Source organism: Mesorhizobium sp. 2RAF21, from assembly GCF_052115345.1.
In the GTDB taxonomy this organism is placed as follows: Bacteria; Pseudomonadota; Alphaproteobacteria; order Rhizobiales; family Rhizobiaceae; genus Mesorhizobium; species Mesorhizobium terrae.
The window spans coordinates 21,592-43,514 of the sequence record NZ_JBFRGM010000026.1; the positions used below are offsets into that span (position 1 = coordinate 21,592).

Below are 21,923 nucleotides of genomic sequence, written 5' to 3' on the forward strand. Positions count from 1 at the left end.
TCCTTAGTGTCCGGCCGTCACGACGCCTTGCGGACGGACCAGCCGCCGAGCATCCGATCGATTGTTGCGTTGATGTAGAGGCCGTTCGAGAGGTGAACGCGAAGACCGGCCGCGGCTGGGTGATGGGCCCAGAGCGGGAACAGAGCTTGCGCTACAGCCACCGTTCCAAAGGACAGGATCGCCAGCACCATGAGCGTCCATTCAAGACGTCCCGGCGCAAGCGGTGCGGGAAGCACGCTTGCGGTTAGCCACTCGGCCAAGGTCTGCAGCGCGAAGTAGCCGACCGCCGCCGCGACTGAGTACAGGGCCGTCTTACGTGTTAGAACCCGCGGCGCGGCGTCTGCCAGCCCCTGCGCCAGCAGATAGGCGACGCCAAAAATCAGGATTGCACCCAGCGCCAGAGATTGCGGCGACTTATGGTGAAACCCAAACATCGTACCGAAGACTGCGCCGATCGCGGCATAGATCGCGATCGCCGCGAGGAAGGCCCACCCGACTGCCGCACCGTCGGGGATCGCCACCGGCCCTGGTCGCTGGATCGCGGCGACCTGCTCGACCGCACCGCCCGAGGCGAGGAAAGCGTGAGCTTTGTAAAACGAATGAGCCACGATATGCAGCAAGGCCAGCGAAAACAGTCCCAATCCGCATTGCAAAGTCATGAAGCCCATCTGTGCCACCGTCGACCAGGCGAGTGAGGTTTTGACCGCCGGCTGCGTCAGCATCACAAGCGCCCCGAAGAGCGCCGTGAAACCACCAAGCATCGCCAACGCGGCCAGCGTTCCGGGCGACAGCAACATCACGTCCGCGAAGCGAATGAGCAGGAAACCGCCGCCATTGATGACACCGGCATGCAGCAGGGCCGACACTGGCGTCGGCGCCTCCATCACCTCGGTAAGCCAGCCATGGGTCGGAAACTGCGCCGACTTCAGCAAGGCCGCCAGTGCAATCAAAACTGTTGCAAAAACAGCCAGCGACGAACCATCGCCTCCTCTCGCGGCGGCGTTGATCGCCGCTATATCGGTTGTGCCATAGGCGAATGAGAGGAGAATGGCGCCGGTGATCAGGCTCACCGCCCCGAGCCGGGTAAAAATGAGTTTCTTGCGCGCGGCGCGCCGCGCAGCGACCCGATCTGGATAGTAGAGCAACAGCCTGTGCAGGCAGAGACTGGTCGCGATCCACCCCGACACAAGCTGGGCGAGATTGCCCGCCTGAACGAGCAGCAGCACGGCGGCAAGAGTGGCGCACAGCCAGCCTGTGAACGCGCTCGCGCGCGCCTCACCATCGAGATAGGTCCGTGCATAGCGCACAACGATCCAGCCAACGAACGCAACGAGCAGCAGCATCGGGGCGCTGACGGCGTCCAGGCGCACTGACAAGCCGATCCCGGCCATCCCGATGAGCGGACTTTCGCCCGGACCGCTAAGGATAAGAATACCGAGCGAGCCAAATGCGGACGCCAACGCCAGAAGCGCAGCGATCTCGGCAAGGCAGGACGCTAGTCGAAAGCGGCGTCCTGGCGAAGCGAAGGAGACGAGAGTGGAAACGGCAAGAGCTAACGGTGCAATGAGCGGAACCAGATAATACGGCAAGGAAGTCCCCAATGAATGTTGTCATCGCGAATGGGGTATCAGCCGCAATGCGGCGAATAAAATGCATTGTTTGCGGGATATCGTTCGCTATAATCGAACGTCATGAGCACGTTCAATTACAACCATCTGCGGTACTTTTGGGCAGTCGCACATGACGGGAATCTCACACGCACGGCAGAGCGACTGAACCTCACGCAATCAGCATTGTCGGTGCAAATTCGCAAACTCGAAGCGCGATTTGGCCATGCTTTGTTCGAACGGCGCGGTCGACAGCTTCATCTGACAGAAGCTGGACGGATCGCGCTGGACCACGCCGATGCGATTTTCGCTGCGGGCGAAGAATTGATCGGCACTTTGCGTAACACCGGCGAGGTGCGGCGCGTTCTCAGGGTTGGCGCGCTGGCTACGCTTTCTCGCAATTTCCAAATGGCGTTTTTGAAACCCTTAATAGGGCGAGACGATATTGAGTTTGTTTTGCGGTCAGGCAGCAGCAGCGAGCTTCTTCAATCGCTCGAAGCGCTCAGTCTTGATGTTGTGCTTGTTAATCAGGCGCCTGCACGCGATGAACTAACACGCTTTGTCGCTCATCGCCTCACTGAACAGCCTGTGAGCTTGATAGGAACAAGAGCTCGGCTTGGCAAAATTAGGAAAGACGACTTAGCCGAGAGGCTAAACTCACATCCGATCATCCTGCCGACGATGGATAGCAGCGTAAAGATCGGCTTTGATGCGCTTGTAACTCGTCTGGGCATCCGTCCGCAAATCGTGGCAGAGGTAGAGGATATGGCAATGATGCGGCTTTTGGCGCGCGAAGATATCGGCCTTGCCGTGCTTCCGCCGATCGTCGTGAAGGACGAGCTGGAATCTGGTGTTCTGGTCGAGGCCGACAGGTTGCCAGGCATAGCCGAAACCTTTTATGCCGTGACGATTGCGAGAAAATTTCCAAATCCGGTACTTGGGTTGTTGTTGGAAGGAAATTTGCTGACGCGTTAGGCCATACGGTCTCTCCAATGGCCCCAATTCGAGCATACACTACGATTGTCCTTTCGATACTGCTTTAGCACTGCAATCAGGCTGAAACTCCAGCGCAACGGGCGGTGTTGGCGATATGCATGGCGACGGCCTCGGCGGCGCGCCCGGCATCGCCGTCGCGGAGCGCCGTGACGATCAGGCGGTGCTCGGCGATCGAACTGCGCATGCGCGCCGGGTCAGTGACCGCGATCGGCTGCATCTGCGTGGAATGGATGCGGTCGCGATTGGCGTCGTAGAGATCGACCAGCATCCGGTTGGGGCAGGCAGACACGATGATGCCGTGGAACTCGAAATCGGCCTCGGCGTTGCCGAGCAGGTCGCCGGCGGCCCAGGCCCGTTCCATCTGGTCGGTCAGGCGCGTCAGTTCCTCGATCTGGCCCGCCGTGACGGCCGCTGCGCCGAGCCGGACGATCTGGCTTTCCAGCATGATGCGCGTCTCGAAGACGTCCTTCACCGAATAGTCCCCATGGCGCCACGCCGTCATGGTGCGCCCGTTGGGCGAAACCTCGGCGACGAACGTTCCGCGCCCCGGTTGGGTGACGATGAGGCCGATAGCCTCGAGCGTCAGGAGAGCTTCGCGCAACGAAGCGCGGCTGAGCTTCAGCGTCACCGCCAGTTCGCGCTGCGAGGGAATCTGCTGGCCGGGCGCCAGGCTGCCGTCCAGGATCATGGCCTGAATCTGCTTGGCCGCGGCATGGGTGACGGGGGTTCGGTTCAGCACGGTCTGCTCGCCTTCCTGTTCTTGGGCCCCGGTTTCTAGGGTCCTGTATCATAGGACCCGGGCCGTCCCGCCTCGACGCCGATCGGCACGGATCGCGTCATGGTTGCGATCATGCCGATCGGCCTGGACGATGCCTATCCGTTCCGTCCTCGATCGCACGGCTTGCAACGACAGCCGATTCGTGATTGCATCGTAACTGGTCAGACCGGTCTAACCAGTTTTCTTACGGGAGGGAATCAAATGCAAGTCACAACTTTGCTGCGTCGGTTGCGCTGGGCGGGAGCGGCGGCGCTTGTGGTTTTCGGCGCATCGGCGCAGGGCGCCGAACTCAACGTCGGCGCCAATGTCGGCAACGTGCCGTGGGAATTCCAGGATGCCAGCGGCAAGATCGTCGGCTTCGAAGTCGATTTGATGACCGAAGTCGGCAAGCGCCTCGGCTCGGAGGTCAAGTTCGTCAACATACCGTTCGCCGGACTGTTCGCGGCCGTGCAGTCGGGCCAGATCGACGCGGCGGTGTCGTCGATCACCATTACGCCCAAGCGGCTGGAATCGGTCAGCTTCGCGCAGCCCTACTACGACAGCGACCAGTCGCTGACGGTCAAGGCCGACAGCGGTATCACCGGCCTGTCGGGCATGGCCGGCAAGACGGTCGGTGTCGATACCGGCTCGACCGGCGACATCTGGGTCACGGCCCATATGGCGGAAACCAAGATAGCCAGCGTCAGCAAGTACGAGGGCTTGCAGCCGGCCATGCTCGACCTCTCCGCCGGCCGCATCGACGGCTACATTTCCGACATTCCGGCGCTGCTCTACTACGTGAAGGACAAGCCGCAGTTCAAGGTGGTGGAGCGCATCAAGACGGGCGAGCAGTATTCGGTCATGTTCGCCAAGGACGCGCCGCTGGCCGCAAAGGTGAACGACGCCATCAGCGCCATGAAGAAGGACGGCACGATGGCTTCGATCTACAAGACCTGGTTTGGCGCCGACCCCGAGAGCGGACTGGCGACCGTCACCGTCATGGACATGCCGAAGCCCTGATCATCGTGGCCGTGCAGGCGCGCGCCCCGCGCGCCGGGCACGGCACGCCGGAGCGCGCGCCCGCATGTCCGTCTTCGACACCTTCCTGAACCCCCGCGTCTTCGTGGAGACGCTGCCGCTCATCCTGAGCGGCCTGGCCACCACGCTGACGCTCGGCTTCACTTGTATCGTCATCGGCTTCCTCGCCGGCATCGCCGTCGCCATCTGCCGGCTCTATGCGTCGAGCCCGGTGCGGTGGGCGACCATCGCCTTCATCGACGTCTTCCGCTCGCTGCCGGTGCTGGTGCTCCTGTTCGTCATCTACTACGCCCTGCCCTTCGCCGGCATCCGGCTGTCGTCGTTCATGGCGGCGGCCAGCGCCATCTCGCTGGTGTCGGCCGCCTACTCGGCCGAGATCATCCGCGCCGGCATCGAGGCGGTGCCGCGCGGCCAGTTCGAGGCGGCGCGGGCGCTCGGGCTGCATTTCGTCCTGACGCTGCGCAAGGTGGTGCTGCCGCAGGCGATCCGCACCGTGCTGCCGCCGCTGACCTCCAACGCCATCAACGTGATGAAGGACACCGCGCTGGCCTCGGTCGTGGCAATGCCGGACCTGCTCAAGCAGGCCAACCAGGCGCAGGCGCTCGCCGCCAATCCAACCCCGCTGATCGCCGCCGCGGCGATCTATCTTCTCATACTGCTGCCGCTCGTCCGTCTCGTCGGCGTGCTGGAGCACAAGCTTTCAAGGACCCGCCATGCCGCTTGACCTCGACCACGTCCGCAACCAGTTCCCGGCGCTCGACGGCGACTGGGCCTTTTTCGACAATGCCGGCGGCTCGCAGGTCCTCAGGCCGGTGGCCGAGCGCATCTCCGATTACCTGTTGACCACCAGCGTGCAGACCGGGGCCAGCTACGAGACGTCCAGGCACGCCACCGAGCGGCTGGCCGAGGCGCGCGCGCGCCTCGCGCTGCTGTTCAACGCGCGCCGCGCCGAAGAGGTGGTTTTCGGTGCCTCGACGACCATGCTGCTCAAGCTTCTTGCCACGGCCATGGCCGGCAGCCTGGCGCCCGGCGACGAGATCGTCGTGACCGAGTTCGACCACGAATCGAACATCGGCCCGTGGGTCGGCCTGCGCGAGCGCGGCGTCGTGGTGAAATTCTGGCCGCTGAACAAGCAAACGCTGCAGCCAGATCTCGCCGACCTGGAGGCGCTGATGGGGCCGCGCACCAAACTGGTCTGCGTGACCCACGCTTCCAACATCTTGGGCACAATCAACCCGATCCGCGAGATCGCCGATCTGGTCCATCGGTACGGCGCGCGCATCTGCGTCGATGGCGTGGCATACGCCCCCCACCGGGCGATCGACGTGCAGGCGGTCGATTGCGATTACTACGTCTTTTCGCTCTACAAGACCTACGGGCCGCACCTGGCGGTGCTGTACGGCAAGTACGACCACCTGCTCGAGCTCGACGGCCTCTACCACTACTTCTACGGCCGCGACAAAGTGCCGATGAAGCTGGAACCGGGCAACCCGGCTTATGAGCTTGCCTGGGGCAGCGCGGCCATCGTCGACTATCTGGAAGAGCTGGGTGGGACATCAGGACGGGCATCGGTGGAGGCGGCCTTCCAGGCCGTCACCCAACAGGAGATGGCGCTGGCCGAGCACCTGCTCGCCTATTTGCGCGGCCGCAACACCGTCCGCATCCTCGGCGACAGCCGTTCCGACGGCACGGTGCGCGTGCCGACCATCTCCTTCCTCCTCGAAGGCGCAGACCCACTTGCCCTGATCGCCGCGACCGATGCAGGCCACATCGGCATCCGCCACGGCGACTTCCATTCGCGGCGGCTGGTGGAGTCGCTTGGCCTGCCGGCGCAGAACATCGTGCGCGCTTCGCTCGTCCACTATAACACGCTTGGAGAGGTGGACCGTTTCATCGACGTGCTGGACCGGGCTACTTAGGCCACCTGCTACGACCCGATGCGCCCACACGTTCTCCTCGGCAATCTGTATCGCAGCAGCCGTTATCTTTTCGCTTCGGTCAACTAAGTCCTGACCCCCGGATGAACCCTTACACACTTGGCGCGAAGGCTTATAAGGCGTTCTGGAGCTACTCGCGCCATTTATGCCAGCAACAATCTTTCGCGACGGACTGGAAATCACGCCGGAAACCTGCACAAAAGCCAACAAAGATGGGCCAGACGGAAAACCACCGGACAACTGCGACTCTAATCTTAAGGTGAAGCTGGACTACGCCAAATCGCCAATTGCTGGCTGCATAAAACACGGTCTCCGACCAGAACCTCGACCCCGTCGGGGCAGATCCATTCGAGCCCGCCGTAGTTGAACGCGAAGGTCAGTCCGTCTCTGCGTCTCAGTCGCACGTGATCCGGCAGGGAACAGGTATCTAAGGCAGCGGACGTCGCGACCGCGGACAGGACGGACTGCGTCAACTCCGCATCCGGCCAACAAGCCAGCATATAGGACCGGCCGTTCGAGACGAGCGCCGGCAAGCCGTCATCAAATCGAGCGATGATCTCACCTTTTGCTTCCAGATGATCGCGCCAGCGAATAGCGTGGCCGCTGACCGCGCCGGAGACGCGATGGCGCACGTTCGGGCGCAGGGACGAAGCCTCGATTGCCCGGGTGCCGGTGAGGTCTGCCAGCGGTCCCGGAGGAAGGTTGTCGGGGATGGCAAAGCTTGAAGTTCGCGATCCCGTCCGCGGGCCGAAAAGCAGAATTCCCGAAGCTTTGGAGAAGGCTTCGGTTGCGGCATCCGACACGATCGGCATCGACGGCACGAGTACGAGCGCATAGCCTTGCAGAGATGCGCCCGGCGCCACGAAGTCGATGTCAAGGCCAAGTCTGCGCGCAGCTTCATACCACCGAAAAACCAGTTCGTGATAGCAAAAGTCCCGGCCCTGCGGCTGGATACGCGTCACCCAAGAGGCCTGATAGTCGTAAACGATCGCCACCCGGGCACGCGAGGCCGCACCAAGCTGCCCCACGATTTTCAACTCCCTTGAAACCGTTTCGGCCTCCCGGCCGCCCTGGGACAGTTCGTGCAATCGGGGCAGGTTGAGGCCGGCGTGGTTCTGCTCCTGCCCAAACGGCGCCTGCCGCCAGCGGAAATAACTGACCACTTCCGCGCCGTGCGCAAAGGCCTCCCAGGTCCAGAGGCGGACCATTCCGGGTTTCGGCACCGGGTTCCAAGGCGCCCAGTTCACCGGGCCCGGCTGCTGCTCCATGACCCAAAAGCGATCTTGGCCCACGCCCCGGTACAGGTCGTGATGGAACGGTGCAATGTCCGGATGCGACGTCTCGGCCCACCGTTCGCGCTCTTGTTCGGTAAAGGGAAACCGCTCGACGAAGCCGATCGGGTAGGAATCCCAGGAGGCCAGGTCGAGGTGGCGGCCGAGCTGCCAATGGTCGAATTCATTGAAGAAACCCATGAAGTTGTGCGTGATCCAACGCCCCGGCGAAAGGCGGCGGATGATGTCGCACTGCATTCGGTCGTAGGCGGCAACCTCCTCGGACTTGAACCGCCAGAAGTCCAGTCGTGCCGCCGGATTGGTCTCGGTGACGGCAAGAATGGGCAGCGATACCTCGTCGAAATTCTGGACCTCCATCGACCAGAATACGTTGCCCCAGGCCTCGTTGAGTTGGTCGGTCGTCTGGTAGTGCCGTCGCAACCACTTGCGAAAGGCTTTCAGGTCCTCGGGCCCCCACGAAAGCACGGTATCGTGGCATCCGTATTCGTTGTCGGTCTGCCAGCCGACGAGACCGGGATGCTCGCCGAAATGAGTGGCGATCGCTTCAACAATCGAACGGCTTTCACGCCACCAGCTCTCGGACGAAAACGTGTAGTGCCGGCGCGAACCGAAGCCGCGGACGCGGCCCTGCTCGTCGACAGGCGCAATGTCCGGATATTCGTCCATCAGCCATTTGGGCGGAGTCGCCGTCGGCGTGCCCAGCACGATCTTCAGACCCGCCCCGGCCAGCGTGTCCATGGCGCGCTCTAGCCAGGCAAAATCATACAAGCCGCGTTTCGGCTCGAGCCTGGACCAGGCGAACTCGCCGATGCGTACGTAGGATATGCCAAGATCGTGCATGCGGCGCGCGTCTTCGACCCACCAGGCTTCCGGCCAGTGCTCGGGATAATAGCAGACGCCAAGCATTATCGCGTCAGGTCTCCATTGAGGATAGCCTCGCCGGCGTCGTCGAAAAGATGGCAGGCGGCTGCGGGAATTCCGACCTTGAGCGACGAGCCGATCTTGCTCTTCATCAATCCGTCGGCCTTGACCGTAAGCTCGGTTCCGTCGGCGAGCGTCAGGTAAAACATGGTTTCCGAGCCGAGATACTCGGCCAGGCGCACCTTGCCTTCCAGGCTCACCGAACTCGCCTCATCGATCTTCAGGTGTTCCGGGCGCACGCCGAGCATCGCCGGCTGGCGCGTCGCCGCCGGCGACCCGGCTACATCGAGCGTCAGGCCCACGCCGCCGGGGAGGTCGACGGTCAGCTGCGGCCCCGCCCGCTCCGCCGATACCCTTATGAAATTCATCTTGGGCGAGCCGATGAAGCCGGCCACGAACATGTTTCGCGGCCGGTGGTAGAGCTCCAGGGGTGAGCCCGTCTGCTCGATGCGCCCAGCACTCATAACCACGATCTTGTCAGCCATGGTCATCGCCTCGACCTGGTCGTGCGTGACGTAGATCATCGTGACGCCGAGGTCCTGATGCAGCTTGGTGATCTCGGTTCGCATCTGTACGCGTAACGCGGCGTCGAGATTGGACAGTGGCTCGTCGAAGAGAAACACTTTCGGGTCGCGCACGATGGCGCGACCGATGGCGACGCGCTGCCGCTGCCCGCCCGACAATTGCGACGGCTTGCGCTGCAAAAGCGGCTCAAGTTGCAGCATGGCCGCCGCCCTGGCGGTGCGCCGCTCGATCTCGGCCTTCGGATGGCCCGTCATCCGCAGGCCAAACCCGACATTCTCGGCGACCGTCATGTGCGGGTATAGCGCATATGACTGGAACACCATGGCCACGCCCCGGTCGGACGGTCCGACATTGGTCATGTCGGCACCGCTGATCCGCAGCGCCCCGGACGAAATCTCCTCAAGCCCGGCGATCATGCGCAAGAGCGTCGACTTCCCGCATCCCGAGGGGCCGACGAACACGCAGAATTCCCCGTCGGCAATCTCCAGATCGACGCCCTTGATGACGGCGACGCTGCCGAAATGCTTCTTCACCTCGCTCAGTATGACACCGGCCATGGTTCAGGCTCCTAAACGGGTTCGATTTCGAGGATGACGCCGCTCTCGGGTCTCAGCATCGGTAGCGCCAAGCCGGCATGGCGAAGCGTGTCCAGGCTGAAATCGCTGTCTCCGGCCAGAAGCGCCTGCTGTCCGGAGGACACACGGATGAAGGCAGGCGCTGCGGGATGGACAGCGGCGATGCGCCAGCTCCGGGCTGTCGCCTGAGGCACGGCAACCCGCAACGGCGGTGGCTGTTCCGCCAGCATCGTCGGCCCCTGCGCGACGAAAAGCGCGATCCGGTCCGGCATTGCCGCGCCCCAGACATAGCGTCCGTCCACCGGATCGCCGGCGAAGGACGCCCCCGACGCGTGCAGCAGCGGCCGCAGACGCTTGTGAAGCGAGATCCACTGAGCCAACTCGCGGCGCTCATCTGGCGCGAGCGTCAGCGGATCGAGTTCGACGCCGAGATGATAGGCCAGCGCCACGACGGCGCGGAAGGCGAGCGAATGGCGGCGCCCCGTTTGATGGTTCGGCGAGCCGGATATGTGGGCGCCCAGGATCGAGGGCGGGAAGAAGTGCGTGGCGCCGCGTTGAATCTCCAGCCGTTCCAGGGCATCGGTGCAATCCGACGTCCAGATTCGGTGGGTATGTCGCAGCACGCCATAGTTGGCGCGTCCGCCACCCGAGGCGCAGCTCTCGATCTCGACCGCCGGATGGCGCTTGCGCACGCGCTCCATCAGCGCGTGCAACGCGCGCGTCTGGCTTGCCGTCACGGCTCGCCCGTCGACGCCGCCTGCATTGGTCAAGTCGCGGTTCATATCCCATTTGACGTAGGAGATGCGCTGCCCCTCAAGCACCGCGTCGATCCGGTCGAACAGGTAGTCGCTGACGTCCTGGCGCGTTAGGTCGAGCACCAGCTGGTGACGCGAGAGAGGCCGCGGCCTGCCGGCGATCCCCAGCGCCCAATCCGGATGCGCCCGATAGAGGTCGGAATCGGGACTGACCATCTCAGGCTCGAACCACAGGCCGAATTCCATGCCGAGCCCGATGACGTGGTCGATCAGCGGCCCGAGTCCCGAGGGATACTTCCTGTGGTCGACGCTCCAGTCGCCGAGCGAGGATGTGTCGTCGTCGCGTCTGCCGAACCAGCCGTCGTCGAGGACGAAGCGCTCGACGCCAAGCTCGGCCGCAACCTCGGCCTGCGCCTTGAGGGCGTCCAGCCGATGATCGAAATAGGAGCCTTCCCAGGTGTTGAACGTGACGGGACGGGGCCGCGCCGTGACGTCGGGCCAATCCAGTATCGATTTGTCGACGACAGCGCGCAATCTCGAGGCTGCGCCGTCGACCCCTTCGAAGGATGCGGTGAGATATGCCTGCGGGCTATGGTAGCTTTGCCCGGCCTCCAGCAATACTTCGCCCGGCTCGAACAGCTCTCCGCCATGCACGAGGCGACAGCCGTCATCGAGGAGATCGACGGCAAGCTGGTGGTTGCCGCTGGCGCCGACATGGATAGCGTATGTGGTTCGTCCGCTCGTCAGGAAGAGGCCCGGGAACCGGTCGTGCGAGGTGCGTCCGCGCCTACTCTCCTGCATCCACAGGCCGCGGCCGAGAGGCTCGGACGAAAGGCGGAACTCCCGCCCCCACATGCCGGACAAGCTCGTCAGCACCGCCGGGCCGTCGCCCACCGCCATGGTCGCGGCCATGCACCGGTCCAGTGTGTATGTTTCAGTTCCGTGGTTGGTAACGCTTACCGCGGTGGCGACGACGCCGCAGTCGTGGATTGCAAGCTCGAAGGCGACGGCGATCGCGGCAACCCGGTCGCGACCGCGAAGCACCACGCCCATTGTCGTGCGCTCGACCTGCCAGTCCTGGACATTCAGCAGGAAGTCACGGCCGTTGCGGTGCCCGGCCAGCGCCGGCCAGCCGAAGAAGCCAAGGCCGCCGACAGGCAACAGCACCGCGCTCGGCACCGACACGTCCATCCCGTTGATACGGCTCGCGCGCTCGGCGGAAAGAGAAATGTCGTCACCGGGGCACCCGGGGCCAAAATACAAAATCTCGGGCATGCCCTCCTCCTGCAGTGCAATGACAAGCGACAGCCGTTCGTTTCCTATCGAGACGAGGCGTCTCATCCCTTGGTGGCTCCGAGAGTGAGGCCGGCGATGAAATGCCGCTGCATCAGGAAGAACATGGTCACGGGGGGCAGGGCGGCGACGATGGCGCCCGCAGACACGAGATGCCAGGCGGCGACCCATTGACCGTTGAGAGAATAAAGGCCGGCCGTCACGGGCATGGCGTTCTGGCTCTGCACCAGGACGGTTGCCCAAAAATAATCGTTCCACACGAAGGTGAAGATCAGGACCGCAAGCGCGGCGATGGCTGGCCGCATCAATGGCAGCACCACATGCCGAAAGATCTTCCATTCCGATACGCCCTCGACGCGCGCCGATTCGATCAGGGCGAAGGGAAGGCCCTTGATGAAGTTGCGCATGAACAGCGTACAGAAGCCGATCTGGAAGGCGACATGGAACAGGACCAGCCCCAGCGTGGTGTCGTAAAGGCCGATCTTGAGCGTCATGTCGCGGACGGGCACCATCAATATCTGAAAAGGAATGAAATTGCCCGCCACGAAGAGGAAGAAGATCAGAAGGTTGGCCCGGAACTTGTAGACCGCGAGCGCGAAGCCGGTCAGGCAGGAAAGAGCGACGGCGCCGACAACCGTGGGGATGGTGACCTTGAAGGAATTGAGAATGTACCAGCCGATGGGCGAGTCCCTGAAGACGGCGGTGTAGTTCTCCACCCCTGCAAAGCCGGATGGGATGCCAAAATAGTTGCCCGCGGCCAGATCGCCGGCGGGACGAACGGAAGTAACCGCCACTCCGATCAGCGGCAGCAGCCAGACCGCCAGAGCAACCGGAAGACCGACCTGGTAGCCGACCCTTACCCACGGCCGAGCCTTTTGAACGGGTGTCGGAAACATTACGTGTTCCTCTCCTGCCTCAGCATCCGGAAGATGAAAAACGTGATGAAGATCATCATGATGGCAAATAAGACGACCGCTATCGCCGCGCCGTAGCCCATCCGGTAGCCGTATTCCGACAAAGCCTCCTCGTACATGTAGAAGGACAGGACGCGGCTCGAGCCGTAGGGACCGCCGTCCGTCATGATCGACACCAGGTCGAACGAACGCAGCGCGCCGATGACCGTCACCACTACCGCGATGAAAGTGGCTGGCCTGAGTTGAGGGATGACGATGTTCCACAGCATCGACCACCCCTTGGCGCCGTCCATGCGCGCCGCCTCGACCTGCTCCGGATTGATGTTGTTCAAGCCGGTCAGGTAGAGGATCATGCAGTACGCGATCTGCGGCCAGAGACCGGCGGCAATGATGCCAAAGGTGACGAAGCGCTCGTCGCCGAGGATTGCGATCTGCTGGCCGGTTATGTCTTCGATCAACTTGGAAAAGAGACCGAAGTTCGGCGCGTAAAACCACGTGAAGATCAGGCCGACGACCACCTGGCTAATCACGAACGGAAAGAAGAAGAGCGACTTGTAGAGGCGGATACCGGTGACGGTCTGGTTCAGGAAAAGGGCAACGCCGAGACCGACCGGCACGGCAAGAAGATACAAGACCAGCCAAAGGATGTTGTTATAGAGCGACGTGTAGAAGGCGTCGTCACCCAGAAGCTCCCGATAGTTGGCGAAACCGATCCAGGTGGCAGCCGACAATCCGTCCCACTCGTAGAAGCTTATCCAGATCGACCGGAAGATCGGAATTACGACGTATGCCGCAAAGAACAGGAGCCCCGGGGCCAGGAAAAGCCAAGGGGCCAGACGTTTGCGCCAGCCCTTTGCGGCCCCGGCGATTGAATGTTGATATACGCTCATGGCGCCTACCGTTGCGATGCCGGTTGAAAAAGGAGCCGGGCAAGGGAGAGAGATGCCCGGCTCCGCCGATCAGGCGCTATTTGTAGATTTTTTGTCGCGCCTTCTCGAGACGATCCAGGATGGCGTCAATCTTGTCGGGCTTGACCATGAACTCCTGGAAGCCTTCCATTCCGGCCTTTGCCATTTCGGCCGGCGCGTCGCGGTCATAAAACTGCGCCAGACCGTGCGCGTTTGACAGCATGATGAAACCGGCTTCAAGGAACGGATCGCTCGGTTTCGCCGAAGTGTTGTTGACCGGAAGCTGCCCAAGAGTGTCGTTCATTTTTGTCTGAGCGTCCGGCGAGGCCAGGAAGGCCAGGAATTTCCGGGCGTCGTCCTTGTTCTTGGCACCTGAGGGAATATGAAAGGTGTCGGTCGGCGCGTCTTCCGCCATCGGCAGTCCGGCCGTTATCTCGGGGAACTGCAGGAAGCCGATCTGATCTTCTTTCAAGCCGCCGTCCTTCATCGGCGCGACCGCGAAATTGCCCATGAGATACATTGCCGCCTTGCCCTGTACGAATTGCGGGATTGCGTCCTGCCAGTCGAGCGCGGCGTGATTCTCCAGGAAATAGCCCGGCTTCACCAACTCAGCCCACTTCGCGAAGACTGCCTTCACCTTGGGATCGGTGTAGGGCACCTTGCCGGCGGTCAGGTCCATGTGGAACTCATAGCCGTTGACGCGCAGGTCCAGATAGTCGAACCACCCGCCGGTCGGCCACAGAGCCTTGGTGCCTATGGCGAAAGGCGTGATGCCGTCGGCCTTCAGCTTGGCGCATGCCGACATCAGCTCTTCCCAGTTCTTTGGAGGCGTTATGCCTTCTTTGGCAAAGACATCCTTCCGGTAGTAGATGCCCCACTGATAGTAAGTGTAGGGGACGCCCCACTTCTTGCCGTCGACGGTCAAGGCCGACGCGGCGGACTTCAACTGGTCGTCCAGCCCATTGGCGGTCCAGACGTCGGTGACGTCCTCGAACAGCCCGGCCTTGACGAAAGGCGCCATTCGGTTGCCGGCGTACCAGGCCGCGACGTCGGGCGGATCGGCGGTCAGGAAGTTACGGATTGCCGCCTTGTAGCCTTCGTGGTCGAAATTGTTCCATTTCACGGTAACGCCGGGATTGGCTTTTTCGAAATCTGCAATCAACTGCTCCATTGCCTTCTTCGGCGCTGGATCTGACTGGTCCGAATTCAGCACGATCTCGCCGGCGACCGCCGGCGCGCAAGTCATGGCGACGCCGAGCACCAGCCCAGCCAAGCTTTTCAAGCTGTTCATGTTGTTCCTCCCTTGAAGCGGCGACTGTTTCAGACGCCGCCAGCCTCACGCGTCATTTTGGCGACGTAGCGTGAGCGGCTTGAATCTGACCGTGAATGCCGTAAGCTTCTACCGAGTTTTTTGAGCATTCTTCCGGTTTTCTAAGGTAGGCCCGGCGTCGAGATGCGGTCTCCTCAAGACGAAAGCGTTCCGGCGCATCCGGAACTGAATCCGGCACATCCGCTGGTGGTGTTCGGCGATCACAGATTTTGCGCTGGGTCGAGCGATCGTGTGATGCGCATGCCTGGCCCCCACATGCACAGCCAGATCGAATTCAACTTCGTGCTCGACGGCCGTATGACCTACTGGTTCGACGGACGTGAACTGACGGTGTCTGCCGGCCGTCTGGTGCTGTTTTGGGGCATGATCCCGCATCAGGTCATCGAACTCGACGAGCCGACGCATTTTGTCTGCCTCTATGTTCCGATGTCGGTTTTTTTGGGCTTGCCGAGCCTCAGCAGCTTTCGCGAGGCGGTGTTTCGTGGAGCCATGATCGAGGCGCTCGATATCAAAAGCTACGACCATGATATTTTCAGGCGCTGGCGAGACGAGCTCCTTTCGAGGGACACCGCGCTGGAGCAGATCGTGCGCGACGAATTGACAGCCCGTGTTCGCCGCCTTGATCGGGAAGGGTGGCGCGATCTGAGACAGGTGGGCGAGGCCATGAATGTGACTCACCACGGCGACGGCGAAAGGATAGTCCACGTCGAATGTATGGCCCGCTTCATTAGCGAGAACGCGTTGGAGGCCATCACAGTCGAGCATGTTGCGCGCGCAGTTAATCTACATACCAACTACGCGATGACTATCTACAAGCGCGCAGTCGGCCTGACGATCAACCAGTCGATCGTGCGCCAGCGGCTCGATACGGCGCAGTCCTTGCTGATCGCAACCGACATGCCGATCGCAAATGTTGCATTTGAGTCGGGTTTCGGGTCCCTTTCACGCTTCTACGAAGCTTTTGCGCAGCGTTTTGGCAGCCAGCCGGGAGCTTTCCGGCGGCGTCTGGCGCAAGCCTCAAGGCAAATCGATACTGGCCGGTCGAATTTCTCCCGCAAATAGATTGTCGAACGCACTGGCGAGCGATTAGAATCGTAGCACTCCTCAGACTACGCCGTTCCGCAAACCGTAGATCATCACACGTCATATCAGATTGACGCCACACCCTCATTAATCAACATTCGCGGCGCTTAGTTGAAGCTCTTGAGGGAAAAAACTTTGTGAGCCGGATGTCGGCCGTCCTTGCATGACCCTCCATGCCTTCCAGCCGCGAAATTCGCGCCGTGGCCTCCGCCAAGGGGCGTGCTGCGGCACGGGTTGCCCGTTGCCACGTCACGGTTTTCATGAACTTGTGCACCGACAGCCCACCAGTGTAGCGCGCGGCCCCGGAGGTGGGCAGGACATGGTTGGGGCCCGATGTTTTGTCCCCGAAGGCCACCGTGGTCTCCTCGCCGAGAAAGAGCGACCCATATGCGCGCAGGCGATTGAGCCACCAATCGAGATCGTCGGCCTGGACATGCAAATGCTCGGGCGCGTAGTCATCTGCGACTGTAGCCATCTCCTCAGCGTCTGCGCATAGGATGATTTCAGCGAAATCGGCCCATGCCGCCCGGGCGCTGTCTCGGTTCGGTTGAGGTAGCGCCTCGATCAGCTCGGGCACGAGGGTCATCACGCGCGCGGCAAGCGCCGCATCTGAAGAAACGAGCCAGACCGGCGAATTCCAGCCGTGCTCGGCCTGCCCAATCAGATCCGCGGCGACCAGTTCGGCGTCGGCTGTCGTGTCGGCGATCACCATGCTGTCCGTCGGACCGGCGACCATGTCGATACCGATCTGGCCAAATAGGATGCGCTTAGCCTCCGCGACATATTGGTTGCCCGGGCCGACGAGAATATCAGCCTTCCTGACGCCGAACAGGCCGTTCGCGATTGCGGCGACGCCCTGCACGCCGCCCATATTCAGGATGATATCGGCGCCGCACAGATCCATCGTGTAGACAATCGCAGCCGGGATCCCAACACCCGGGCGCGGCGGTGAACAAGCGGCAATATGGGAGACGCCCGCAACCTTCGCCGTGGTGATCGTCATGATCGCGCTCGCCACGTGACTATAGCGGCCGCCGGGGACATAGCAGCCCGCTGAAGAAACCGGGATTTGCTTCTGCCCCGCCGTCAAACCGGGCAGGATTTCCACCGCGAAATCCGTGGCGGTTGCTAGCTGCGCCTCGGCGAAGCGGCGGACATTGTCATGGGCGAAGTGGATATCGGCCTTTAGCTGATCTGGCAGGAAGGCCGCTGCCGCCTTACGCTGTTCTTGCGAAACGACGATTTCGCCGTCCCATTTATCGAACTCCTTGGCGTAGCAGCGTGCGGCTGCTTCGCCATTGATCTTGATCTCCGACAATATTTTCTGGACAGCGGCGCTAACCTCAGATTGATCCGCTTCCGCCGTTCGCGCGGCTCTTTTAAGATATTTCATAGGGGTTTGGCTTTCCAGTTACATCCTGCCCTTCCAGGGCACGAGACGTCGTTCAAGGAACCGCATCAAAAGATCGAAGGCAAAAGCGATGATGGCGATAATGAAGATGCCCAGGATAACGACCGGCGTCTGCAGGAACTGGCTCGCGGACAGCACCATGTAGCCGAGTCCCTTAGTGGCAGCGACCATCTCGGCGGCCACGAGTGTGGTCCAACCGAAACCGATACCGATCCTCATAGCTGTCAGTATCTCTGGCAATGCAGACGGCAGAATGACGTAGCGCATCACCTGCCAGCGCGTCGCTCCGAAGGAATAGGCTGCGTGGATCTGCTCGATCGCCGCTGAACGCACGCCAGAGCGGGCGCCGAGCACGACCGGTGCGAACACTGATAGAAAAATCAGCAGCACCTTCGACATTTCGCCAATGCCGAACCAGATGATCATCAGTGGGAGGTAGGCCAGCGGCGGGATCGGCCGGTAAAACTCGATAGGAGGGTCGAAGATGCCACGCACCACCGGGCTCATTCCCATCGCAAGCCCGAGCGGCAGGCCGATCGCGCAGGCCAGCAAGAACGCGCCGAACACGCGCGCGGTCGATATAAGCACATGCTCAACGAACGGCGTGCCGGTGAAGCCGCTGTTCCAGATTTCGAAGAATTTCCTGACAATCGAGACTGGCGAGGGGACGAACAGCGGTTTGACCCAGCCCATTTCCGTGACCAGCCACCAGACGGCGAAGAAAAAGGCGATCGACAAGGCCGAGAGCCAAAGTGTATTGCCTTGTCCGGGCACCCCGTAAATTTCTCCGGGCCTTGTCGGGCGCGCGCGCGAAATCCTTCCAAACATCCCCTGGGCGATCGGCGATTCCAGATCGGCTTGTTCGCTCATGTCGCCACCGCCTCCTCGTCTGCGAAAATGATCTTCAGAACCTGTTCACGCAAATTGATGAACTCCGGCGAAGCTTTGACACCCCTTGCAGGCGAGCCGGCAAGAAATTGCCGGGAAAAGGGCAGGTCGAATGCATGGGTTATGCGCCCTGGCCGTGGCGACATCACGATCAGTTTTGTCCCCATAAACAGGGCCTCCTCGACGCTGTGGGTGATGAAGAACACTGATTTGTCGGACTCATTCCAGATGCTGAGGATTAACTCCTGCGCCTTCTCGCGCGTGAGAGCGTCGAGCGCGCCCAAAGGCTCGTCCATGAGAAGGATTTTCGGATCGCAAGTCAGCGCGCGCGCGATTCCTACGCGTTGCTGCATGCCGCCAGAGAGCTTGTAGACTGGCGATTTCTGAAAGCCATCCAGTCCGAGCAGTTCGATAAAGCGGTTGGCCGTCTCATAGCGGGCGGCCAAGGCTACACCCTGCACCTGGAGACCGAAGGCAACGTTGTCCAGGACGTCAAGCCAAGGCAATAAGGCATGCTTTTGGAAAACGACCGCGCGGTCCGCGCCTGGTCCTCTTACGGGCGCGTCATCAAGCGTCAATCGTCCCGATGTGGGAGCGAGAAAGCCCGCAATCAGGTTAAGCAAGGTCGATTTGCCACAGCCCGATGCGCCGAGCGCGACAACAAATTCGCTGTCGCCGATCTCCAGCATGATCTTGCTGAGCGCAGCGACCGGTGGTCGTCCGTCGGAGGCGGGATAGACTACAGATACGTCGTCGATGTTCAGGCGCAATGGCTCCTCCCAGGTCAGCGCGCCGTCCCGCCCGGTGTGGCCGGGCGGACGGTCCGACTATTTAGCTGCTTCTTGCGCTATCGTGCTGGTGACAAACTTTGAATAGTCGTCCGCGGTAGCGTCGATCCGGCCTGCGGATTTGAGGAAATCGGCCGTCGCCTTGAGTGCCATCGGCGCATTGCCCAGCCATTTGGCAGTCACCTGCTCCTGCAACGGGATGAAGGTGTAGCCTTTCAGTATATCGGGAATCTGTTCGGCAGTGGCTCCGGTCACGCTGGCAATCTGCTTGACTTTCTCGTTTTCGGGCGTCCAGGCGGCAGGGTCTTTAAGATAGGCCATGTTTGCCGCGTTCATCGCCTTCGCGAAGGCGACAACCTCCTTCTCGTGCGAGGTGAGGAAGTCCGAGTTGACCGTCCAGGCGTTGAACGTCGGATATCCCCACTCAGCCGTATCCTTGGCCGAGACGATGCGCTTTCCCGTCTTGAGTATCTCGGTCTGCGCCGGTGGCCAAATAAAGGCTGCGTCGATCGTGCCCTGGCCCCAGGCTGCCGCGATCTGATCGGGCTTCATCGTCATCACGGTCACATCGCCGGGCTGCAAACCAGCATGAGCTATCGCGCCCATCAGCGAGAAATGAGCGGTCGAGCCGACCGGAACTGCCAGGCGCTTGCCCTTGATGTCGGCCAGCGTCTCGATCCCCGAACCATTGCGCGCGATCAGGCTCTCGGAATCGCCGATCGCGTAGGAGAACATGAACATCTTCAAATCAACGCCTTGTGTGGCCGCGATCGCGAGAGGCGAGGAGCCGAGCTCGGCCACCTTCACATCGCCCGACGCCATCGCCGCGATGACATCGGTTCCTGAATCGAATACACGCCAGTCGATCGTCCAGCCGGTGGCTTTCTCAAACTCGTGCTGAGCGCGGGCGGCGTTCATGGGCGTCGGATCGCTGAAAGTAGCGATCGTCAGGGTTTCCGCCTGAACCAAACTCGAAGATACCATGATCGCGGCCGTTGCCAGCAGGATCGTCTTCCCGAAAATCGATGTCATTGTCATTCCTCCATTGTTGGTATCGGTTGGCGTTTCGCTCTTGTTATTGTTTTTGAAGGCAGTTGAAGCGCATTAGCGCGTTTATTGGGCCCGATGCGGCAAAGGCGACAATTGCCTGCACCAGACAGTCAAGCGTGTCCAAGGCCGTGACACGATCGGCCACTGCATTGCCGATCAGAGAGAATTCGGTGCAAGCGATCATTTGCACGCACGCCCCGCGCGCTGCCAGACCGGTCGAGGCGTTGCGGAGCGCCTGGCGTGCCGCGTGGCAAGGCCCCTCGGCCTTGATGCGGCGGATTGCGGCCAGCAGGGCCTCATCGTCATCGGCATAAAGTGGCGTCAGTCGTCGTGCGGTCAGCGGCGTATCGAACAGGCCCACTTTGCGCACCGCGGGTGAAGCAAGGATGCCCACGCGACCTCCAGAGCCGGCCAATTCCGCCGCACGATCGGCCGCCAGCGCAACCATATCCAGGAACGGCACGTCGACGGCGGCAAGGATCGCAGGCGCATAATGGTGCGCGGTGTTGCAAGGCATGGCAAGTGCCTCGGCCCCGCCTGCGACCAGACGGCGGGCCATGTCTGCCAAAACTGGCGCGGGGTCAACGCCGACGCCTTCGATCAGATGGCGGATGCGCGAAGGCACTTGGGGGTTCTGGTCGACGATCAGCGGTATATGGCCTGCATCGTCGTCGGCGTGGACGGCGGCCAGAACCTTTTGCATTACAAGGACCGTCGCCTCCGGACCCATGCCCCCGAGAATGCCGACGCGGCGCATCATGCCTCGACTTTCGGCACGACGGCCGTCACGGCATCGAGGATGTGGTCGGCAATCAGCTCGCAATCGTCGAGGCTGAAGGTGAGCGGTAGTCGCATGTCGAAGAGACCTGCCAGGATTGCATCGGTGCGCGGCAGATCCTGCGCGCCTGCATAGCGCCAACTATGGTGGTCCGATGTGAAACCTGCGGGCGCTTTTGCCCCAAACCATTTTACCTCGACCCCCATATCGGCAAGAAGTCTCAGCAGAACGCGCGCAGACTTCGCCGAAATCACCGGGATCATAAACTGAATAGAGGATCCGACATATCGTTCGGCAGCGGGCCGGTGCGGTATGCGGATCTCAGGGTTAGCGGCCAGCCTTGCGGCCAACAGATCGTGCCGCGCGTTCCAGGCGCAGATGGCCTCTTCGATGCCTTGCAGTTGTGGGCGCAGTAGGGCCGCGCGCAAATTGTCCATGCGAGCCGACATGTTTGGCGTGTCCAGCCGGATATTGGTATACGTGTCGGCATTCGGTCCCGCGCCATGTCGCTCGTAGAGCATATAAGAGCCCGACAGGATTGTGGCGCGAGCAATGAATTCGGCGTCGTCCGAGGTCAGCAATCCGCCCTCACCCGAATTCAAATGCTTGTAGGTCTGGGTGCTGAAACAGCCAGCAAGCCCAAAGGAACCTGAGCGGCGCCCATTCCAAGTCGCACCCATGGTGTGGGCGCAATCCTCGATTACCTTCAGATCGATCTCTGTGGCGACTGCCAGAAGCGCCTCCATGTCACACAGATGGCCGCGCATGTGCGACAGAAGCAGGTAGCGTGCGCCGGTGCGCTTTGCCTTGCTCGACAGATCGTCGAGATCGATAACGAGATCCTCGGTTGTTTCGACAAATACCGGCTTGGCGCCGACCGCTGCGATAGCCCCGGGCACGGGAGCAAGAGTAAAGGCATTGGTCAGAACCGTTTCGCCGGCACGGACGCCGGCCGCACGCAACGCGATCTGCATCGCTTGTCCGCCCGACGCGACTGCAAGGCAGAAACGCGCGCCCTGCCAGGCCGCATATTCGCGTTCCAAGGCCATCGCCTCGCTCTCGTCGCCGCCGGCGATA

General features: G+C 61.6%; 19 protein-coding genes. 5 read left to right on the plus strand and 14 right to left on the minus strand.

The window, feature by feature from the left end; genetic code table 11:
- Positions 1 to 17 precede the first annotated feature (17 nt).
- On the minus strand, positions 18 to 1,589 hold the full coding sequence (locus tag AB4136_RS29195) for a proton-conducting transporter transmembrane domain-containing protein (protein WP_137901670.1): 1,572 nt from the start codon (positions 1,587 to 1,589) through the stop codon (positions 18 to 20).
- 102 nt (positions 1,590 to 1,691) lie between these two features.
- On the opposite strand from AB4136_RS29195, the gene AB4136_RS29200 reads away from it, so the two are divergent.
- The gene (locus AB4136_RS29200; RefSeq protein ID WP_137901669.1) at positions 1,692 to 2,582 is read left to right on the plus strand and encodes a LysR family transcriptional regulator; all 891 of its coding nucleotides are present in this window, start codon (positions 1,692 to 1,694) and stop codon (positions 2,580 to 2,582) included.
- A gap of 76 nt (positions 2,583 to 2,658) precedes the next feature.
- Here the strand turns inward: AB4136_RS29200 and AB4136_RS29205 are convergent, their stop codons facing one another.
- Positions 2,659 to 3,342: a FadR/GntR family transcriptional regulator gene (locus AB4136_RS29205; RefSeq protein ID WP_137901668.1), complete on the minus strand. Its 684-nt coding sequence runs from the start codon at positions 3,340 to 3,342 to the stop codon at positions 2,659 to 2,661.
- Positions 3,343 to 3,582: 240 nt separating this feature from the next.
- Between AB4136_RS29205 and AB4136_RS29210 the strand changes: the two genes are divergently transcribed.
- The 3 genes from AB4136_RS29210 to AB4136_RS29220 all read left to right on the plus strand — a co-directional run bounded on the left by AB4136_RS29210 (position 3,583) and on the right by AB4136_RS29220 (position 6,317).
- A complete protein-coding gene (locus AB4136_RS29210; RefSeq protein WP_137901667.1) occupies positions 3,583 to 4,380 on the plus strand; it encodes a basic amino acid ABC transporter substrate-binding protein in 798 nt (265 codons plus the stop codon).
- 64 nt (positions 4,381 to 4,444) lie between these two features.
- Complete coding sequence (locus AB4136_RS29215) at positions 4,445 to 5,122, plus strand: amino acid ABC transporter permease (RefSeq protein WP_137901666.1); 678 nt, start codon at positions 4,445 to 4,447, stop codon at positions 5,120 to 5,122.
- Entirely contained in the window at positions 5,112 to 6,317 is a 1,206-nt protein-coding gene (locus tag AB4136_RS29220) for a cysteine desulfurase-like protein (RefSeq protein ID WP_137901665.1), read from the plus strand. Before AB4136_RS29215 ends, AB4136_RS29220 begins: the two co-directional genes overlap by 11 nt.
- A 272-nt stretch (positions 6,318 to 6,589) precedes the next feature.
- Here AB4136_RS29220 and AB4136_RS29225 read toward each other — a convergent pair whose 3' ends face one another.
- The 6 genes from AB4136_RS29225 to AB4136_RS29250 all read right to left on the minus strand — a co-directional run bounded on the left by AB4136_RS29225 (position 6,590) and on the right by AB4136_RS29250 (position 14,809).
- Complete coding sequence (locus tag AB4136_RS29225; protein ID WP_137901664.1) at positions 6,590 to 8,533, minus strand: beta-galactosidase; 1,944 nt, start codon at positions 8,531 to 8,533, stop codon at positions 6,590 to 6,592.
- Entirely contained in the window at positions 8,533 to 9,630 is a 1,098-nt protein-coding gene (locus tag AB4136_RS29230; protein WP_137901663.1) for a sn-glycerol-3-phosphate ABC transporter ATP-binding protein UgpC, read from the minus strand. The genes AB4136_RS29225 and AB4136_RS29230 overlap by 1 nt, the downstream gene beginning before the upstream one ends.
- Positions 9,631 to 9,641: 11 nt before the next feature.
- On the minus strand, positions 9,642 to 11,678 hold the full coding sequence (locus AB4136_RS29235; RefSeq protein WP_441931990.1) for an alpha-galactosidase: 2,037 nt from the start codon (positions 11,676 to 11,678) through the stop codon (positions 9,642 to 9,644).
- Positions 11,679 to 11,740: 62 nt separating this feature from the next.
- Positions 11,741 to 12,592 (minus strand): carbohydrate ABC transporter permease, encoded by an 852-nt coding sequence (locus AB4136_RS29240; protein ID WP_137901661.1) that lies wholly within the window; start codon positions 12,590 to 12,592, stop codon positions 11,741 to 11,743.
- On the minus strand, positions 12,592 to 13,500 hold the full coding sequence (locus AB4136_RS29245; RefSeq protein ID WP_137901660.1) for a carbohydrate ABC transporter permease: 909 nt from the start codon (positions 13,498 to 13,500) through the stop codon (positions 12,592 to 12,594). Before AB4136_RS29245 ends, AB4136_RS29240 begins: the two co-directional genes overlap by 1 nt.
- Before the next feature lie 76 nt (positions 13,501 to 13,576).
- Positions 13,577 to 14,809 carry an extracellular solute-binding protein gene (locus AB4136_RS29250; RefSeq protein WP_137901659.1) on the minus strand — a complete coding sequence of 411 codons (1,233 nt, stop codon included), beginning with the start codon at positions 14,807 to 14,809 and terminating at the stop codon, positions 13,577 to 13,579.
- A gap of 162 nt (positions 14,810 to 14,971) precedes the next feature.
- On the opposite strand from AB4136_RS29250, the gene AB4136_RS29255 reads away from it, so the two are divergent.
- Entirely contained in the window at positions 14,972 to 15,910 is a 939-nt protein-coding gene (locus AB4136_RS29255; protein WP_137901658.1) for a helix-turn-helix domain-containing protein, read from the plus strand.
- A gap of 112 nt (positions 15,911 to 16,022) precedes the next feature.
- On the opposite strand, the gene hisD is transcribed toward AB4136_RS29255, so the two are convergent.
- Genes hisD through AB4136_RS29285 form a run of 6 tightly spaced genes read right to left on the minus strand, consistent with a single transcriptional unit; the run spans position 16,023 to position 21,895 of the window.
- Positions 16,023 to 17,324, minus strand: a complete 1,302-nt coding sequence (gene hisD, locus AB4136_RS29260) for a histidinol dehydrogenase (protein ID WP_137901657.1) — start codon at positions 17,322 to 17,324, stop codon at positions 16,023 to 16,025.
- 18 nt (positions 17,325 to 17,342) lie between these two features.
- The gene (locus tag AB4136_RS29265; RefSeq protein WP_441932009.1) at positions 17,343 to 18,170 is read right to left on the minus strand and encodes an ABC transporter permease subunit; all 828 of its coding nucleotides are present in this window, start codon (positions 18,168 to 18,170) and stop codon (positions 17,343 to 17,345) included.
- 38 nt (positions 18,171 to 18,208) lie between these two features.
- Entirely contained in the window at positions 18,209 to 19,000 is a 792-nt protein-coding gene (locus AB4136_RS29270) for an ATP-binding cassette domain-containing protein (RefSeq protein ID WP_137901655.1), read from the minus strand.
- 57 nt (positions 19,001 to 19,057) lie between these two features.
- Positions 19,058 to 20,050, minus strand: coding sequence for a taurine ABC transporter substrate-binding protein (gene tauA, locus AB4136_RS29275; RefSeq protein ID WP_137901654.1), 993 nt, complete (start codon positions 20,048 to 20,050; stop codon positions 19,058 to 19,060).
- Between the two features lie 43 nt (positions 20,051 to 20,093).
- Complete coding sequence (locus AB4136_RS29280) at positions 20,094 to 20,828, minus strand: amino acid racemase (RefSeq protein WP_137901653.1); 735 nt, start codon at positions 20,826 to 20,828, stop codon at positions 20,094 to 20,096.
- Complete coding sequence (locus AB4136_RS29285; protein WP_441931992.1) at positions 20,825 to 21,895, minus strand: DegT/DnrJ/EryC1/StrS family aminotransferase; 1,071 nt, start codon at positions 21,893 to 21,895, stop codon at positions 20,825 to 20,827. Before AB4136_RS29285 ends, AB4136_RS29280 begins: the two co-directional genes overlap by 4 nt.
- Between the last annotated feature and the right edge of the window lie 28 nt (positions 21,896 to 21,923).

What these genes read in the sequence shown, in the direction of transcription:
- AB4136_RS29200 (WP_137901669.1), top strand. Translation starts at nt 1,692, where the DNA reads ATGAGCACGTTCAATTACAACCATCTGCGGTACTTTTGGGCAGTCGCA.
- AB4136_RS29210 (WP_137901667.1), top strand. Translation starts at nt 3,583, where the DNA reads ATGCAAGTCACAACTTTGCTGCGTCGGTTGCGCTGGGCGGGAGCGGCG.
- AB4136_RS29215 (WP_137901666.1), top strand. Translation starts at nt 4,445, where the DNA reads ATGTCCGTCTTCGACACCTTCCTGAACCCCCGCGTCTTCGTGGAGACG.
- AB4136_RS29220 (WP_137901665.1), top strand. Translation starts at nt 5,112, where the DNA reads ATGCCGCTTGACCTCGACCACGTCCGCAACCAGTTCCCGGCGCTCGAC.
- AB4136_RS29225 (WP_137901664.1), bottom strand. Translation starts at nt 8,533, where the DNA reads ATGCTTGGCGTCTGCTATTATCCCGAGCACTGGCCGGAAGCCTGGTGG.
- AB4136_RS29230 (WP_137901663.1), bottom strand. Translation starts at nt 9,630, where the DNA reads ATGGCCGGTGTCATACTGAGCGAGGTGAAGAAGCATTTCGGCAGCGTC.
- AB4136_RS29235 (WP_441931990.1), bottom strand. Translation starts at nt 11,678, where the DNA reads ATGCCCGAGATTTTGTATTTTGGCCCCGGGTGCCCCGGTGACGACATT.
- AB4136_RS29240 (WP_137901661.1), bottom strand. Translation starts at nt 12,592, where the DNA reads ATGTTTCCGACACCCGTTCAAAAGGCTCGGCCGTGGGTAAGGGTCGGC.
- AB4136_RS29245 (WP_137901660.1), bottom strand. Translation starts at nt 13,500, where the DNA reads ATGAGCGTATATCAACATTCAATCGCCGGGGCCGCAAAGGGCTGGCGC.
- AB4136_RS29250 (WP_137901659.1), bottom strand. Translation starts at nt 14,809, where the DNA reads ATGAACAGCTTGAAAAGCTTGGCTGGGCTGGTGCTCGGCGTCGCCATG.
- AB4136_RS29255 (WP_137901658.1), top strand. Translation starts at nt 14,972, where the DNA reads ATGCGGTCTCCTCAAGACGAAAGCGTTCCGGCGCATCCGGAACTGAAT.
- hisD (WP_137901657.1), bottom strand. Translation starts at nt 17,324, where the DNA reads ATGAAATATCTTAAAAGAGCCGCGCGAACGGCGGAAGCGGATCAATCT.
- AB4136_RS29265 (WP_441932009.1), bottom strand. Translation starts at nt 18,170, where the DNA reads ATGTTTGGAAGGATTTCGCGCGCGCGCCCGACAAGGCCCGGAGAAATT.
- tauA (WP_137901654.1), bottom strand. Translation starts at nt 20,050, where the DNA reads ATGACATCGATTTTCGGGAAGACGATCCTGCTGGCAACGGCCGCGATC.
- AB4136_RS29280 (WP_137901653.1), bottom strand. Translation starts at nt 20,828, where the DNA reads ATGATGCGCCGCGTCGGCATTCTCGGGGGCATGGGTCCGGAGGCGACG.
- AB4136_RS29285 (WP_441931992.1), bottom strand. Translation starts at nt 21,895, where the DNA reads ATGGCCTTGGAACGCGAATATGCGGCCTGGCAGGGCGCGCGTTTCTGC.